Consider the following 16458-nt stretch of genomic DNA (forward strand, 5'->3'; position numbering starts at 1 on the left):
CTGGCTTGCCAGCGATTGGAGACTACGCTTTCACCGGCGGCTCGTTGCTTGGCGGGTCGCCCACGGTGGGCGGCACCGTCGGTTGGACCGGCAATTCCTCAGGCTCTTCGTCCGGCACCGGCGGTGGCAGTGTCGGGTCGTCGATATTCGGATCGGGCGTTTGTGCCGGGATGGGAATGTTCATGGCCTGACCTCGCAACGGGGTTATGGATGACATGCTCAGGGTTTCGACCCCGACGCCGATCAATCGCTCATTTTTTTTGAACCCCGGGCCGCGCCCCCGCTCTGAACCTTTACCGCCACTTCATAACGGAGCAACGTTCGATGACCCGCGATGAGCCCTTCGAAACTGACCGCTTGGCTTCGGCGAACGACCATCCGGACCAGGCCCTGAGCCTGTCCCAGGCTTTGCTCGAGCCGCGGATCGTCATCGAGAACACCCTGCCGGTGCTCGACGGCGGGCTGTTTGCGGTCAAGGCGGTGGTCGGCGAGCCGGTGCAGGTCAGCAGCAAGGTCTATGCCGATGGCCATGATGCCTTGGCGGTGAGGCTCAACTGGCGCCAGGCCCACAGCCGGCGCTGGCATTGCGTGGCGATGCAGTTTGCCGGCAATGACCTGTGGCAGGCCGAGTTCACCGTCAGCGAGCAGGGCCGGCACCTGTTCAGCATCGAGGCCTGGATCGATCCGTTCGCCACCTACTGCCATGACCTGGAGAAGAAGTTCAACGCCGGCGTCGCGGTGCCGCTGGAGCTGCAGGAAGGGTTGCTGCTGATCGAGCACAACATCGGCCGCAGCAACGGGCCCCTGCGTGACCACTTGCGGGCCTTGTACCAGCACCTGCCGGGGCTGCCCGTCGACGAGCAGGTGGCCTTGCTGCTGCACCCGGACACCGCCGTGCTGATGGCCGAGGCCGAGCACCGCAGCTACCTTAGCCGCAGCCCCGAATACCCGCTGGATGTCGAACGCATCCAGGCGCAATTTGCCAGTTGGTACGAGCTGTTTCCGCGCTCGATCACCGACGATCCTCAACGTCACGGCACCTTCAATGACGTGCACGAACGCCTGCCGATGATCCGCGACATGGGCTTTGACGTATTGTATTTTCCGCCTATTCATCCCATCGGCGTGCGCCACCGCAAGGGCCGCAACAACGCCTTGCAGGCCGAGCCCGATGACCCGGGCAGCCCCTACGCGATTGGCGGCGCCGAAGGCGGGCACGAGGCGATTCATCCGCAGTTGGGCAGCCGCGAGGATTTTCGCCGGCTGGTGGCCGCCGCCGCCGAGCACGGCCTGGAAGTCGCCCTGGATTTTGCCATCCAGTGCTCCCAGGACCACCCCTGGCTCAAGGAACATCCGGGCTGGTTCTCCTGGCGCCCGGACGGCAGCATCCGCTACGCCGAGAATCCGCCGAAAAAATACCAGGACATCGTCAACGTCGACTTCTACGCCGCCGATGCGGTCCCGGCCTTGTGGCTGGCCCTGCGCGACGTGGTGGTCGGCTGGGTCAAGGAGGGGGTCAAGACCTTCCGGGTCGATAACCCGCACACCAAGCCTTTGCCGTTCTGGCACTGGCTGATCGCCAATGTGCGCAGTCAGTACCCAGAGGTGATCTTCCTCGCCGAAGCCTTCACCAAGCCTGCGATGATGGCGCGCCTGGGCAAGGTCGGCTATTCCCAGAGCTATACCTATTTCACCTGGCGCAACACCAAGGCCGAGCTGCAAAGCTACTTCGAAGAGCTCAACCAGCCGCCGTGGCGCTACTGCTACCGGCCGAACTTCTTCGTCAATACCCCGGACATCAACCCGTACTTTCTGCATGAGTCCGGGCGCGCCGGCTTCCTCATCCGTGCCGCCCTGGCGGCCATGGGTTCGGGCCTGTGGGGCATGTATTCGGGCTTCGAGCTGTGCGAGGCATCGCCGGTGCCGGGCAAGGAGGAATACCTGGATTCGGAGAAGTACCAGATCCGCCCGCGCGACTTCACCCAGCCGGGCAACATCATCGCCGAAATCGCCCAGCTCAACCGTATCCGCCGGCAGAACCCGGCGTTGCACACCCACCTGGGCGTCGCCTTCTATCACGCCTGGAACGACAACATCCTGTACTTCGGCAAACGCACCGCCGAGCGCGACAACTTCATCCTCATCGCTGTCAGCCTCGACCCGCACAACGCCCAGGAAGCGCATTTCGAACTGCCGCTGTGGGAGCTGGGGCTGGACGACCATGCCGACACCTTCGGTGAAGACCTGATGACTGGCCATCGCTGGACCTGGCACGGCAAGACCCAATGGATGCGCATCGAGCCCTGGCACCTGCCGTTTGGTATCTGGCGTATCGAAAAAGCCCTCTAGAAAGGAGTCGAGCATGGCCAAGCGCGCCCGCCCAGCCGCCTTTATCGATGATCCGTTGTGGTACAAGGACGCGATCATCTACCAGGTACACGTCAAATCCTTCTTTGATTCCAACAACGATGGTATCGGTGACTTTCCCGGGCTGATCGCCAAGCTCGACTACATTGCCGAGCTTGGGGTCAACACCTTGTGGCTGCTGCCGTTCTATCCCTCGCCGCGCCGCGACGATGGCTACGACATCGCCGAGTACAAGGCGGTGCATCCCGACTATGGCACCCTGGCTGACGTCAAACGCTTCATAGCCCAGGCGCACAAGCGTGGCCTGCGGGTGATCACGGAGCTGGTCATCAATCACACCTCCGACCAGCACCCGTGGTTCCAGAAGGCCCGGCGCGCCAAGCCGGGCAGCAAGGCCCGGGACTTTTATGTATGGTCCGACAGCGACCAGAAGTACGACGGTACGCGGATCATCTTTCTCGACACCGAGAAATCCAACTGGACCTGGGACCCGGTAGCCGGCCAGTACTTCTGGCACCGTTTCTATTCGCACCAGCCGGACCTCAACTTCGACAACCCGCAGGTGCTCAAGGCGGTGCTTGGAGTCATGCGCTACTGGCTCGACCTGGGCGTCGACGGCCTGCGCCTGGACGCCATCCCGTACCTGATCGAGCGTGACGGCACCAACAACGAGAACCTGCCCGAGACCCATCAGGTACTGAAGAAGATCCGCGCCGAGATCGACGCCAACTACCCCGACCGCATGCTCCTGGCCGAGGCCAACCAGTGGCCGGAAGACACCCAGCTGTACTTTGGCGAAGGCCAGGGCGATGAATGCCACATGGCCTTTCACTTCCCGCTGATGCCGCGCATGTACATGGCCGTGGCCCAGGAGGATCGTTTTCCGATCACCGACATCCTGCGCCAGACCCCGGAGATTCCGGCCAACTGCCAGTGGGCAATCTTCTTGCGCAACCACGATGAGCTGACCCTGGAGATGGTCACCGATCGCGAGCGCGATTACCTGTGGAACTACTACGCCGAAGACCGCCGGGCGCGGATCAACCTCGGCATTCGCCGGCGCCTGGCGCCGCTGCTGCAACGCGACCGGCGTCGGGTCGAGCTGCTGTGCAGCCTGCTGCTGTCGATGCCCGGCACGCCGACCCTGTACTACGGCGACGAGATCGGCATGGGCGACAACATCTACCTGGGCGACCGCGATGGCGTACGCACACCCATGCAGTGGTCGATTGACCGCAACGGTGGTTTCTCTCGCGCCGACCCCGCGCGCCTGGTACTGCCGCCGATCATGGACCCGCTGTACGGCTTCCAGTCGGTCAACGTCGAAGCCCAGGCCCACGACCCGCATTCGCTGCTCAACTGGAACCGGCGCTTGCTGGCGGTGCGCAAGCAGCAGAAAGCCTTTGGCCGCGGCACACTGAAGATGCTCTCACCGAGCAACCGGCGGATTCTGGCCTATATCCGCGAGTACACCGGCAGTGACGGCAAGACCGAGATCATCCTCTGCGTGGCCAACGTCTCACGCGCCGCCCAAGCGGCCGAGCTCGAACTGCAGCAATACGCCGACAAGGTGCCGGTGGAGATGCTCGGTGGCAGCGCCTTCCCGCCGATCGGCCAACTGCCGTTCCTGCTGACTTTGCCGCCCTATGGCTTTTATTGGTTCCTGCTGGCCGACAAGGACCAGATGCCCAGTTGGCACATGGAGCCGGCCCAGAGCCTGCCGGAGTTCACCACCCTGGTGCTGAAAAAGCGCATGGAAGAACTGCTCGAAGCGCCGGCACGGGCCACCTTGGAAGACAGCATCCTGCCTCAGTACTTGCCCAAGCGCCGCTGGTTTGCCGGCAAGGAAGCCCGCATCGACCAGGTGCGGATCGTTTATGGCGTGCGCTTTGGCGCTGCCACAAGCCCGGTATTGCTCAGCGAGATCGAGGTGCAGGGCGCTGGCCAGAGCAGCCGCTATCAACTGCCATTCGGCCTGATCGGCGAAGAACACATCAACAGCCCGGCGCCGCAGCAACTGGCCCTGGCCCGGGTGCGTCGCGGTCGTCAGGTAGGTTTGATCACCGACGGCTTCGTCCTTGAGAGCTTCGTGCGCGCGGTACTCGCCGGCTGTAAGGACGGCTTGCGCCTGCCGTGCAGCGAGGGCGAGCTGCGTTTTGAGGCCAGCGAACAACTGGCGGCACTGAACCTGGGAGATAATGCCCAAGTCCGCTACCTGAGCGCCGAGCAGTCCAACAGCTCGGTGGTGGTCGGCGCCAGCCTGGTGCTCAAGCTGATCCGCCGGGTCAACCCTGGGGTGCATCCGGAGCTGGAAATGAGCGCCTACCTGACCGCCGCAGGCTTCGCCAATATCTCGCCGCTGCTGGGTTGGCTCAGCCGTGTCGACGCCCAGGCCCAGCCGCACCTGCTGATGATCGCCCAGGGCTACCTGAGCAACCAGGGTGACGCCTGGGACTGGACCCAGAACAACCTTGAGCGGGCCATCCGTGACGAGATGGAGCCCTCGAGCAAGGCGCAGGACATACACACCGATGCCCTGCAGGACCTGGCAGATTTTGCCGCCTTGCTTGGCCAGCGCCTGGGCGAGATGCACCTGCTGCTGGCAGTGCCCAGCGCTGACCCTGCTTTCCAGCCGCGGGCCAGCACCCGCCGCGACAGCCAGGCCTGGAGCCAGCAGATCAGCGCCCAACTGGCCCGCGCCCTGGACCTGCTGCAGGCGCACCGGGTCAGCCTCGACAGTGATAGCCAAGCCCTGGTCGACGACCTGCAACAGCAACGCAAGAGCCTGCTCAAGCACATTGGCGAGCTGAGCAAGCAGGCGGTGGGCGGGCTGTTGATGCGCGTGCATGGCGACCTGCACCTGGGTCAGGTGCTGGTGGTACAGGGCGATGCCTACCTGATCGATTTCGAGGGCGAACCGGCGCGGCCGCTGGACGAGCGACGGGCCAAACACAGCCCGTACAAGGATGTCAGCGGCGTGCTGCGTTCCTTCGACTATGCTGCAGCGATGGTGCTGCGCAGTGCTTCTGGTGTCGATCTTTCCGAGGCTGCCCGTCAGGCGCGTCAACGCGTCGCCCGCCGTTACCTGCACCAGGCCCGGCATGCCTTTGTCGAGGCGTATGGCCTGGCCAGTGCGGCCATGCCCCATGCCTGGGAGCATGGCGACGGCGAGCAGGCGGCGCTGGCGTTGTTCAGTCTCGAGAAAGCCGCCTACGAAATCCTCTACGAAGCCGAGAACCGTCCGCATTGGCTGGCCGTGCCTTTGCATGGCCTGCATGGTCTGATCAGTACCTGGGGAGAGCAGTAAATGACTCAACGCAAGCGCGAGGAAGGAGGACTGGGGCAGCGTGATATCGATGCCCTGGTAAGAGCCGAACATACCGACCCGTTCGCGGTGCTCGGCCCGCACCCGGATGGTGCCGGTGGCCAGTTTGTCCGCGCCTATCTGCCTAACGCCCTGAACGTGCGGGTGTTGGCCCGCGATGACAGTCGCGTGCTGGCAGAACTGGAGCAGGGCCCGGTACCGGGGTTGTTCATCACTCATCTGCCGGAGCTGCAGCCGTACCTGTTGCAGATCAACTGGGCGGGTGGCGAGCAGGTCACCGAGGATCCTTACAGCTTCGGGCCGTTGCTCGGTGACATGGACCTGTACCTGTTTGCCGAAGGCAATCACCGCGACCTGTCCGCGGCGATGGGCGCGCAACCGCTGAACGTCGAAGGGGTCGACGGCGTGCGCTTCTCGGTGTGGGCGCCGAATGCCCGACGCGTGTCGGTGGTCGGCGATTTCAACAACTGGGACGGCCGCCGTCACCCCATGCGCCTGCGCCATCCCTCCGGGGTCTGGGAGCTGTTCGTGCCGCGCCTGCGCGCTGGCGAAGCGTATAAGTTCGAAGTGCTCGGGCGCGAGGGCATCCTGCCGCTCAAGGCTGACCCGCTGGCCCGCGCCACCGAGTTGCCGCCGAGCACCGCTTCCAGGGTTGCCGGGCCCCTGGCCCATGACTGGCAAGACCAGGACTGGATGCAACGGCGCGGCGAACGCCAGGCCACCAACGCGCCGCTGTCGATCTACGAACTGCACGCCGGCTCCTGGCAGTGCGAGCTGGACGACAACGGCGAAGTGGCAGGCTTTTACAACTGGCGCGAACTGGCCGAGCGCCTGGTGCCCTATATCCAGCAACTGGGCTTCACCCATATCGAGCTGATGCCGATCATGGAACACCCGTTTGGCGGCTCCTGGGGCTATCAGCCGCTGTCGATGTTCGCGCCCACCGCGCGCTATGGCACGGCCGAGGATTTTGCCGCCTTCATCGACGCCTGCCACCAGGCGTGCATCGGCGTGATCCTCGACTGGGTGCCGGCGCATTTCCCCACCGACACCCACGGCCTGGCGCGTTTCGACGGCACTGCGCTGTACGAGTACGACAACCCGCTGGAGGGCTTCCACCAGGATTGGGACACGCTGATCTACAACCTTGGCCGCACCGAAGTCCATGGCTTCATGCTGGCTTCGGCGTTGCACTGGCTCAAGCACTTTCATATCGACGGCCTGCGTGTGGATGCCGTGGCCTCGATGCTCTATCGCGACTATTCACGCAAGGCCGGCGAGTGGGTGCCCAACCGCCATGGCGGGCGCGAGAACCTCGAAGCCATCGACTTTTTGCGTCACCTCAACGACGTGGTGGCACTGGAGGCCCCCGGTGCCCTGGTGATCGCCGAAGAGTCGACGGCCTGGCCGGGCGTCAGCCAGCCGACCCAGCAGGGCGGCCTGGGCTTTGCCTACAAGTGGAACATGGGCTGGATGCACGACACCTTGCACTACATCCAGAATGACCCGATCCACCGCACCTATCACCACAATGAAATGAGCTTCGGCCTGATCTATGCCTATACCGAGCATTTCATCCTGCCGATCTCCCACGACGAAGTGGTGCACGGCAAGCATTCGCTGATCGACAAGATGCCCGGCGACCGCTGGCAGAAGTTCGCTAACCTGCGCGCCTACCTGACCTTCATGTGGACGCATCCGGGCAAGAAGCTGCTGTTCATGGGCTGCGAGTTCGGCCAGTGGCGCGAATGGAACCACGACAGCGAACTGGACTGGTACCTGCTCAAGTACCCCGAGCACCTGGGCGTGCAACGGCTGGTCAGCGACCTCAACCGCTTGTATCGCGATGAGCGCGCCCTGCACGAGCAGGACTGCCTGCCCCAGGGCTTCCAGTGGCTGATTGGCGATGATGCGCACAACAGTGTGTACGCCTGGCTGCGTTGGAGCGCGAGCGGCGAGCCGTTGCTGGTGGTGGCCAACTTCACCCCGGTGCCGCGCGAGGGCTATCGCATCGGCGTGCCCTTTGGCGAGCGCTGGGCCGAGGTGTTCAACAGCGATGCCGAGGGGTATGCCGGCTCCAATTACGGCAACCTTGGCGAGGTCGCCAGCCAGGCACTGCCCAGCCATGGCCAGCCGCTGTCGCTGGGGCTCAACCTGCCGCCGCTGGGGGTGTTGATACTACGACCGCTGTGAGGGGGGGGGGGCGAGCGGGGGGCAACGACTGAGCGTTCTGTGAAAGCTCAAGGCGGTAAGAGGGTGGTGTACTGCGCTCCCCGTTTTCCAGTGGAAGCGCAGTCATGCCCGTTGTTTCCAGCCTGTCGGTTAGCCCTGCGCGGACGTCGACAGCAAACGTAGCCCAGGTCCAACAAGCCAGCGCGATGCCAAGCCCTCCCGGGATGGACCTGCAACGCATCGCCAAAGCACTGCGCACGGCAGCGGTTGAGGACAACATCGCCATGACTGTGCTACCTGGGTTGCTGGTGGCCAGTGGCGTGCTTGAATGCAAAACCCTGATACTCGAAGGGGTGGATGGCCAGGTGCTGTATGGGGTGGATATTGCGGACCCGGCCTGCCCTCTGGAGCCGGAGCATCTTGGGCGAAATCAATTGGACCAGGCTGTCAGGATCAGGCTGGAACCCATGCGAATTGGCCTGGTAAGCAAGGGTGAGTTCCGCGCGATCGACCTGCAGGGTGATGCCTTCTTCAAGGTAGTCATCGCCGCGGTCGTGGACTGTGCGCCGCAGATCATCAGCGATCTGCAAGTATTGGCGCTACGTAATGAGCTTGCCGAGTGGGTGCTGTTGAATGAGCCGCTGTTGTCGCGGATCTGGGAGCAGGTACATCCTTCGGTTGACGAGGTGAAAGCGCAAGATTGGTCGATCAATCCGGCAAGTCTGCTGATGCGTGTCGGCATGTTGGCTTGCGTAGCCGCCAGTTTTGGTGTGTTCGGTGGCATAGGACCTCTGGCGCTCGGCGTTTGGTACTTTGGCATGCCGCTGGCGAGCGCGGTGCATCTGGCAAGAACGGGGCCGGATGAGAGTCGCGAGCAACTGTTGCTGGCGTTGGCCAGCCGTCTTCCCGGACTCGACGACCCGCAACTGCAGATACTGATGAACAAGCTCGATGCCAGGGTGGGCGACCTGGATGTTACAACCGTGGTAGGCAACGTCAGGAAGTTATTTGCGCAGCGCGCTCCCGGGGTAATGGGGGAGGAGTTACTTGAGCGCATGGACCCCGGAGCATGGGTTCGCGCGGCAGGGAAAAACCTGCAGCGCATGCCCGACCTCACCCCGGCAAAGACGGCTGTGGGCGCAGGGCTCGAGTTGATGGTAAACCTTGGTGTTCCCTGCTTTGTTCCAGGGCAGATGTACAAGGCCGGTACTGTCATACCGCCAGGTAGGCAACTGACTCATGTTGAATCCAGGGAGGCCAAGCCTGATCCGCGTGATGCTACCGGGGCGCCGTTGCGGATGCCCCAGAGGACCGCGCTCGAGGCTCCCGTGAATGTCCTGTTGCCGCTGGCAGTGGCTGTGGTCACTGACTCGCCCAGTACTGGCCTGATTGCAGGGTTGGCTCTTGCGATGACTTCAGGAGCTCAAGCAGCCCCCGTTGCGCAACCAGAGGTTGTGGCGGACAAGCCTGAATTGCACGCTCAAACTTCGCCAGCGCATGTCAATGAAGCACGCGAGTCGCTCGATAAAGCGATCAATGCACTCAAGGCGCAGAGTCGCGAATTGTCCAGCAACTATGTCAACTACACAGCGTTACAGCGCACCGCGAGCGGGGTATTTCCAATAGCGGTCAGTATGCTGTCCAACGCTCTGATAAGTAACAAGAGATTCTTTGAGTTGGCAAAGGAAAGCACTGTACAGCAGAGGGTCTACAACCGCTTCAGGATTGAAGAACTAGAAAGCAGGATTCGTGCACTGGAGCGTGAACCGTCGTCAGCGCCCATGGCAAGCGATGACGTCGACACGCGCTCTCTGCAAACAGCCGAATCACGTTCTGCCACCGTGTTGGGGAGTGATGAATATATCGATGCGATGCTGATCAAGGTGATGCAGCAACAACGCAGCGGCAATGTGACCATTGATGCGTCGGTCCTGGATCAAACAGTCACTGTGAAGGTGGCGCCCAGAGGTTACAAAGTCAGTAATGCCTTTGTCACTGAGGAAAAACCATACACCGTGCGCGAGGTCCTGCTCGGCAAGCACTATCGTACGACCACGGTGATTGCCGATGTTGTGCCCAGTCAAGCATTGCGTGGGCATCCCGTCGTGCCTTTTCTCAAGGACAGCACTTTTTCCGGAAAGGTAGCCGAACAATGCTCTCAAGATTTGGCGGCCCTGAAAAATGACCCGTTGTACAAAAGCAATTATGAGAGCACTGCCCGTCAGCGCGTTCGCGGTGTACTGACCAAGTATCTACTGAGTAGCCCGGCAGGTTACGGCCATTATTTGGTCAGGCGATGGTTCTCCGGGCATACCCATGAACGCCTGGTGCAGGTCGACAACAGGGTTGTGCCTCATTTGCTGGCGTTGTGGGGAAAGCAGGGTGCCCTGCTTGTTTCGACGGCAACCGGACAGATTTACCTGTGGGCGGTCAATGATCGCTCTGACGAGTTGCTGCGTTTTACTCGTTTACACCTGTCGCAACTGGATCAGCAATTGGTCACCGACGAGCAGATCATCGCCCAGCGTTTCAGGGTCAGCAACGTTGATTTTTTTACGCCAAGGTTGACCTTCCTGCAGGCACACAATCCCTATTCGAGTTTGTTCACGGCCGAGATGGCTTGGCTGGACTCGAATTTGAACAGCGCGGTCTTCACCACGGATGAGCAACGTGCCAATGCAAAACTGAGGCTTGAGAAAGGGCTGATGCAATTTGGGGCTGCACTCGCCTCGGTTGCCTTGGGCGTTTTCACGGGGGGAGCAGACATTCCTCTTATGCTTGGGGTGGGCCTGGATCTGGGCACCGGTTTAGCTAGCCTTTACTTCGATTCCCAGTTGCTGGCGCAAGCAGATAGCGCTGAATTGGTGCGCCGTGCCGAAGAGGATATTTATGCCGATAAACTGGCGTTGATTGTCGGTGCTGGTTTGGGCGGGGCAGCGTTTGCGCGTCCGATCTTGCACACATTCGAACAAGTGAGGACGTTTTGCGCGGACCTACGGCAATTCGCCAGATTGATGGCTCGGCAACAGACGACACAAAACGCCGAGCGACTCGGTGTTATGACGTTTCTTCGCGCTTCGCCTCGTGAGCGTTCACTCATGATGGCCGAAATTGGATTCGAGCCCACCGCGGCTCAAGGTACTGCTGCTTGGCAACAAGTGATGCACCTGCAAGGCAGTGCTGGCGTGCTGAGTTCTGAGTCTGTATCGGCTTCGATGAGGCAGGGATGGCGCGAGGCGTTTCTGGGCAGTGAGGCCCGACAGGTGCACACGGCCGAAGACCTGCTGGCCTTGCCGCGCGGTCATAGAGTCGCGGTGGTCAGGGAAAGTGACGCAGAGCTTGTGCACGGTTCCCTGAGCCTTGGCGAAGGCAAAGTCAGCGGGCCGGGCCGACAGGCGATGGCGACTGAGGCGTCCAGTAATGGCTGGAGGTCGGTCGACCTGGAGGAGCAGTTGACATTCACCGAGGACGGCATCCATCTGCAAGGTCAACGTGTGCGGGTTTACGCAGATGCCTCGGTGGCCGAGTTCCGGGGTGAACCATTGCTTGGCCCAGGCAGGGCTGCCATGACCGCTGCCGAGGTTGAGGCGCAACGCAGCTACCTTCATGACTTGCCGGTGAATAACCTGCGAGCAAAAGCAAAGTACTGTCGACAAGCGATCAATTACCTGCAGGGTCACGGGTTTGGCGATATCAAGGTACGGGTCATGAGCGCCTGGAGGGGTGAGCGTAAAATCGTCCAGTATGTCGCTGTGGGGACCGCCCCGAATGGACGGCGCATGGTTTTTGACCTCAAGCCTGCACTGCCAGGCAAGTGGGGGAATGAAGTGCTGGACGGCTCGATGGCTCTGCCTGAAGAGCTCTGGGTTGGTGCTTATCAGAAGGCCAATGGCTGGACGGTGAAGTATCGGGAATTTTCCACGTTTAAAGATGCCAAGGCCTTTGCGCAAAAAGTGCGCGGTATGTCACCTGTCAGCTATCAGGAGGGTGCGGTGTTGATCAAGGCGCCTGCGGATTACAGACAAGTGACGGGGCGCTTCTGGCAGCCCAAAGGCGAGTTGCTCGAAGCCCCGCCGGTTATCGACAAAAAATATGCTGAGCACCTGCACCAGTGGAAGTTCGCAACGGGCGTGCGAAAGACGGAATATGAACTGGGGAAAAAACAACCGGTAGCTATCCCCGGTTTGCCGGCCAACACCCAGCGCTGGTCAAGTACAGAACTCAAGAACTGGTACCTTCGTCATCAAGCACAACTTACTGACCTGCACAAAGGCGCAATAGCGCAGCGTATCGACAGTGCCGTTTACCGCGAGACCGTGATGAAGAACCTGTTGCGGGCAGGCAACAGGTTCAAGCAATTCAATGTCCAGGGCAATGCGGTGTACCGGGCAGCGCCTCAGGCATTGGTCGTCGGGACCGGCGAGGGGCGGTGCCTGGGGTTGGTCAAGGCAATGGCTGTGGCATTGGACGATGGGGCACAGAACAACCTGGTAGACAGGTTGTTCCTGTTTGCCGCAGAGCCTGAGGCAGCCGAAAGCGTCATGTTCAAACGTGGTGTGGTGGCCTTGAATCATGACGCTCTGCCTTCGCGCTCCATGACACATGTTTCGCTGGACGGCGTCTGCACTCGCATGAAGGCAATGCCGGCAACGGGTTACTTTGAGTTAGGCACCGAAAACCATGCGATGTTGGTGGGCAAGCGCATCAGCCAAGGGCAGGCGAAGTATTATTTTTATGATCCGAACACCGGGCTGGTCGAGTTCGAGCGTTTCAGTGATTTTGAAGCGCTGTTCAAGCACTACTTCGCGGACGCTAAACTGAACGCAGCCTATCAGGTCTACGGCTCCGCCAAGGCGCCGCAGTTTGAACTGAACAGCATCAATGTGGCCGAGCAGTCCAAGGCACGCTTGAACAGCCGCCTGACCACGGCGGACCTGAGCCGCGAAACGCCCTTGATCCCACAGGCTGCGGCGTAAGGCGGCGCTCGCCGGGCCGGCTGCCGACCGGCCTGGTGAGCGTGTTCGAAGTTACCACCTGATCCTGACCCCCAGGTTGCCAATCAGGCCGTTCAAGTCATTGTCATCCACGTCACTGCTGTAGTCGGCACTGACAAACAGCGCCACTTTCGGCGTTACCCGTGCCACCAGGCCCAGGCCCAGTTCGATGGTAGTGGAATTGCGGCCGCTGCTGATCTTGTCGACCTGGTCCAGGCTCACCGTGTCGGCGTTGGAGAAGTCGTACCAGACGTTGGTCCGCACGAACGGCTCGATCGGCATGCCGCGCACGTTGTAGCGCGCCGACAACCTGGCACCGACCCGCCCGGTCCAGTTCGGCTGTTGGTCAAATGCTTGCTGGGTATCGGTCTGGGTCTGGCTGCCGGGAAAGTATTGCTGGTTGATCAACTGTGCTTGCGGCTCCAGGGTCCAGTTGTTGCCCAGGCTGATCGGGTAGCCACCTTCGACCGACAGGGTCAGCGCGTGGCCGTTGCCGTCCAGGCGCTGGCCGGTTTCACTGCGGCCGTTGATGTCAAAGCGGGTGCCCATGGCCACCGCATCCAGGTGCCAGCCCTGGTCGTGGGTCATGCTCCAGTACACACCCAGGCTTTCACCGTCGAGGTTGACGACGGTCTTCTTGTCGCCGACCTGGGGTTTGCGCAGGCCATCAAAACCGCTTTGCAGGTTGCTGTGGCCGACGAAGAATCCGGCGCGGTGAGTATTGCCGCCACCGGTTTCACGAATGAACAGGTCAGGGCTGATCTGCAAGTTCTGGTTCGGCGTGCCGAGGTGGTCGACTTCCGGGCTCGGGGTGCGCACCGGGGTCGGGAAAAACTGTGCCCATTGAGTGGCGATGTTGTCGGTAGCCGCCGGAGCATTGCGCTCGGCCAGGCGCTCGGAAAACGCGCCAAGGGTGCTCAAGCCCAGGCCGCTGGCACTGATCGGGTTGAGCGACAGCACCGGTTGAGCTTGCACCAGGTGGTTGAACGGGTCGTTATCCTCCAGGCCCAACGCATGGGTTTCCAACGGGGTTGCCAGTAGCAGCGACGTGGAAACCGCATAGAAAACATACTCAAAGCCCGTAGGGTTCGGAGTTTTTTTCATGGCGGATCTCCTCTGTTGTTCTTAGCCAGGGTTCTGGCCTGATGTCACGGGCTGTAAAGCAAAACCAGAGGGCGACCCAAACCAGCAAACCGCTCCCCGCCGCGCGCTGAAAAGCGCACGCTAGAGGCTCGGAATGAAATCTGCAGTTGCTGCATTACTTGTAGCTAAGGAGAGGAGAGAGCGGGCGTCAAGAAAGCGTGAAATAACCGTTGTCAAGCTATTGGAAGCAGCAATTTACTGAAATTAAACAAGAATTTACTTCCGATAGCCGCAACCGCTCTTTCCAGCAGTGCGGCTATGCCGAATGATTGCTAAAGCTGGCGGCCTGGCTCAGACATCGTCGTCACGGTACAGCTCCAGCAGCAGCAATGAGCGACCGCTGACCTGGAACTCGCTGCCGAAGTCATGATGCTCGCCTTTGCGCAGTTGCGGCCGGTCGGTGTCGATCAGGCAGTTCCAGTATTCGCCCTCCGGCACTTCGGGCAGGGTGAAGGCCACGGTGTCGTGGTGGGCGTTGACGATCAGCAGCAAGGTGGCATCGGCGCCGGGGCGCAGGATGCCGCTGACCTGGGCGCGGCCGTCCATCAGCATGCCCAGGCAGCGCCCGTGGGCATCCTGCCATTGCTCGACACTCATCTCGCTGGCATCCGGCGCGAGCCAGGTGACGTCCTTGACCCCGATCGCCTCATTGTAGTCACCGACCAGAAAACGCGAGCGGCGCAGTACCGGGTAGGCCAGGCGCAGTTTGGTCAGGCGCTTGACGAACTTGAGCAGCGCCGCGCCATCGTCGTCCAGTTCCCAGTTGACCCAGCCGATCTCGCTGTCCTGGCAATAGGCATTGTTGTTGCCGTGCTGGGTGCGGCTGAACTCGTCGCCGGCGACGATCATCGGCGTGCCCTGGGCCAGCAGCAGGGTGGCGAAGAAGTTGCGCATCTGGCGCAGGCGCAAGGCCTTGATCTGGGGATCGTCGGTGGGGCCCTCGACGCCGTGGTTCCACGACAGGTTGTTGTTGCTGCCGTCCTGGTTGTCTTCGTCGTTGTCCTGGTTGTGCTTGTCGTTGTACGACACCAGGTCACGCAGGGTGAAGCCGTCGTGGGCGGTGATGAAGTTGACCGAGGCATAGGGCCTGCGGCCGCGGCGGTTGAACAGCTCGCCGGAGGCGGTCATGCGCGCGGCAAAGTCGGCCAGCTGGCCTTCGTCGCCTTTCCAGAACGCCCGCACGGTATCGCGAAAACGGTCGTTCCATTCGGCCCAGCCGGGGGCGAAGTTGCCTACCTGGTAACCGCCGGGGCCACAATCCCAGGGCTCGGCGATCAGTTTGACCTGGCTCAGCAGCGGGTCCTGGCGGCAGGCCACAAGGAAGCTGTGACGCTCGTCAAAGCCCTCGTGGTAACGGCCGAGAATGGTCGCCAGGTCGAAGCGAAAACCGTCCACATGCATCTCGCCGGCCCAGTAGCGCAGCGAATCGGTGACCAGTTGCAAGACGCAGGGGTGGCTGAGGTCGAGGGTGTTGCCGGTGCCGGAATCGTTGATGTAGAAGCGTTTGTCGTCGGGCATCAGCCGGTAGTAGGAGGCGTTGTCGATGCCACGCATGGACAGGGTCGGGCCCAGTTCGTTGCCCTCGGCGGTGTGGTTGTAGACTACGTCGAGAATCACCTCCAGGCCGGCGTCGTGCAGGTGTGCGACCATCTCCTTGAACTCGGCGATCTTGCCGTTGGCCAGGTAGCGCGGGTGCGGAGCGAAAAAGGCGATGCTGTTGTAGCCCCAGTAATTGTTCAGGCCTTTTTGCAACAGGTGCTGGTCGTTGACGAAAGCATGAATTGGCAGCAGCTCGATCGACGACACCCCGAGCTGCTTGATATGGCCGAGCAGCTCGTCGCACATCAGCCCGGCGAAGGTGCCGCGACTGGCCTGCGGCACCGCCGGGTGGCGCATGCTGATGCCGCGCACATGGGCCTCGTAGAGAATCGTCCGTTCCCAGGGAGTGCCCACGCGCTGGTCGCGACCCCAGGTGTAGGCCGGGTCGATGACCTTGCACTTGGGCACGAACGGCGCGCTGTCGCGCTCATCGAAGCTGAGGTCGCCGTCGGGGTGGCCGATGGTGTAGCCGAACAGCGCTTCGGACCATTTCAGGCTGCCGACCAGTTGCTTGGCGTAGGGGTCGATCAGCAGCTTGTTGGGGTTGAAGCGGTGGCCGTTCTCCGGGTCATAGGGGCCATGTACCCGGTAGCCGTAGATCTGCCCGGGGTGGGCGTCGGGCAGGTAGCCGTGGAAGATTTCATCGGTGTATTCGGGGAGCTCGATGCGTTCGAGCTCGACCTCGCCGCTGGCATCGAACAGGCACAGCTCGACCTTGGTGGCGTTGGCCGAGAACAGCGCGAAATTGACCCCCAGGCCATCCCAGGAGGCGCCCAGGGGGAAGGGCAGGCCTTCGCGGATGCGCGACGGTTCGAGGTGAACTTCGGCGGTAGGCTTTGGCTTGCTCATGGGGCTCCT

7 protein-coding genes are annotated in these 16458 nt (G+C 61.7%); 4 read left to right on the plus strand and 3 right to left on the minus strand.

Translation table 11 applies throughout. The features are described from left to right. Positions 1–22 precede the first annotated feature (22 nt). Positions 23–184, minus strand: coding sequence for a hypothetical protein (locus tag F8N82_RS08635; RefSeq protein ID WP_167336589.1), 162 nt, complete (start codon positions 182–184; stop codon positions 23–25). A 140-nt stretch (positions 185–324) separates the two neighbouring features. Between F8N82_RS08635 and F8N82_RS08640 the strand changes: the two genes are divergently transcribed. From F8N82_RS08640 to F8N82_RS08655, 4 genes are all read left to right on the plus strand, one after another. Continuing rightward, complete coding sequence (locus tag F8N82_RS08640; RefSeq protein WP_038994847.1) at positions 325–2349, plus strand: alpha-1,4-glucan--maltose-1-phosphate maltosyltransferase; 2025 nt, start codon at positions 325–327, stop codon at positions 2347–2349. Positions 2350–2362: 13 nt separating this feature from the next. Next, the gene (gene treS / locus F8N82_RS08645; RefSeq protein ID WP_038994848.1) at positions 2363–5674 is read left to right on the plus strand and encodes a maltose alpha-D-glucosyltransferase; all 3312 of its coding nucleotides are present in this window, start codon (positions 2363–2365) and stop codon (positions 5672–5674) included. Continuing rightward, positions 5675–7885: a 1,4-alpha-glucan branching protein GlgB gene (glgB, locus tag F8N82_RS08650; RefSeq protein WP_038994849.1), complete on the plus strand. Its 2211-nt coding sequence runs from the start codon at positions 5675–5677 to the stop codon at positions 7883–7885. A 104-nt stretch (positions 7886–7989) separates the two neighbouring features. Then, positions 7990–12840 (plus strand): hypothetical protein, encoded by a 4851-nt coding sequence (locus tag F8N82_RS08655; RefSeq protein WP_038994850.1) that lies wholly within the window; start codon positions 7990–7992, stop codon positions 12838–12840. A gap of 51 nt (positions 12841–12891) precedes the next feature. On the opposite strand, the gene F8N82_RS08660 is transcribed toward F8N82_RS08655, so the two are convergent. Beyond that, positions 12892–13962 (minus strand): autotransporter domain-containing protein, encoded by a 1071-nt coding sequence (locus F8N82_RS08660; protein WP_038994851.1) that lies wholly within the window; start codon positions 13960–13962, stop codon positions 12892–12894. Between the two features lie 330 nt (positions 13963–14292). Further along, positions 14293–16449, minus strand: a complete 2157-nt coding sequence (gene glgX / locus F8N82_RS08665) for a glycogen debranching protein GlgX (protein WP_038994852.1) — start codon at positions 16447–16449, stop codon at positions 14293–14295. Positions 16450–16458 lie beyond the last annotated feature (9 nt).

This window comes from Pseudomonas fluorescens (assembly GCF_902497775.2).
GTDB lineage: Bacteria > Pseudomonadota > Gammaproteobacteria > Pseudomonadales > Pseudomonadaceae > Aquipseudomonas > Aquipseudomonas putida_F.

Excerpts from the sequence above, each read along its gene's own strand:
- F8N82_RS08635 (WP_167336589.1), bottom strand. The coding sequence starts at position 184 with ATGAACATTCCCATCCCGGCACAAACGCCCGATCCGAATATCGACGAC.
- F8N82_RS08640 (WP_038994847.1), top strand. The coding sequence starts at position 325 with ATGACCCGCGATGAGCCCTTCGAAACTGACCGCTTGGCTTCGGCGAAC.
- treS (WP_038994848.1), top strand. The coding sequence starts at position 2,363 with ATGGCCAAGCGCGCCCGCCCAGCCGCCTTTATCGATGATCCGTTGTGG.
- glgB (WP_038994849.1), top strand. The coding sequence starts at position 5,675 with ATGACTCAACGCAAGCGCGAGGAAGGAGGACTGGGGCAGCGTGATATC.
- F8N82_RS08655 (WP_038994850.1), top strand. The coding sequence starts at position 7,990 with ATGCCCGTTGTTTCCAGCCTGTCGGTTAGCCCTGCGCGGACGTCGACA.
- F8N82_RS08660 (WP_038994851.1), bottom strand. The coding sequence starts at position 13,962 with ATGAAAAAAACTCCGAACCCTACGGGCTTTGAGTATGTTTTCTATGCG.
- glgX (WP_038994852.1), bottom strand. The coding sequence starts at position 16,449 with ATGAGCAAGCCAAAGCCTACCGCCGAAGTTCACCTCGAACCGTCGCGC.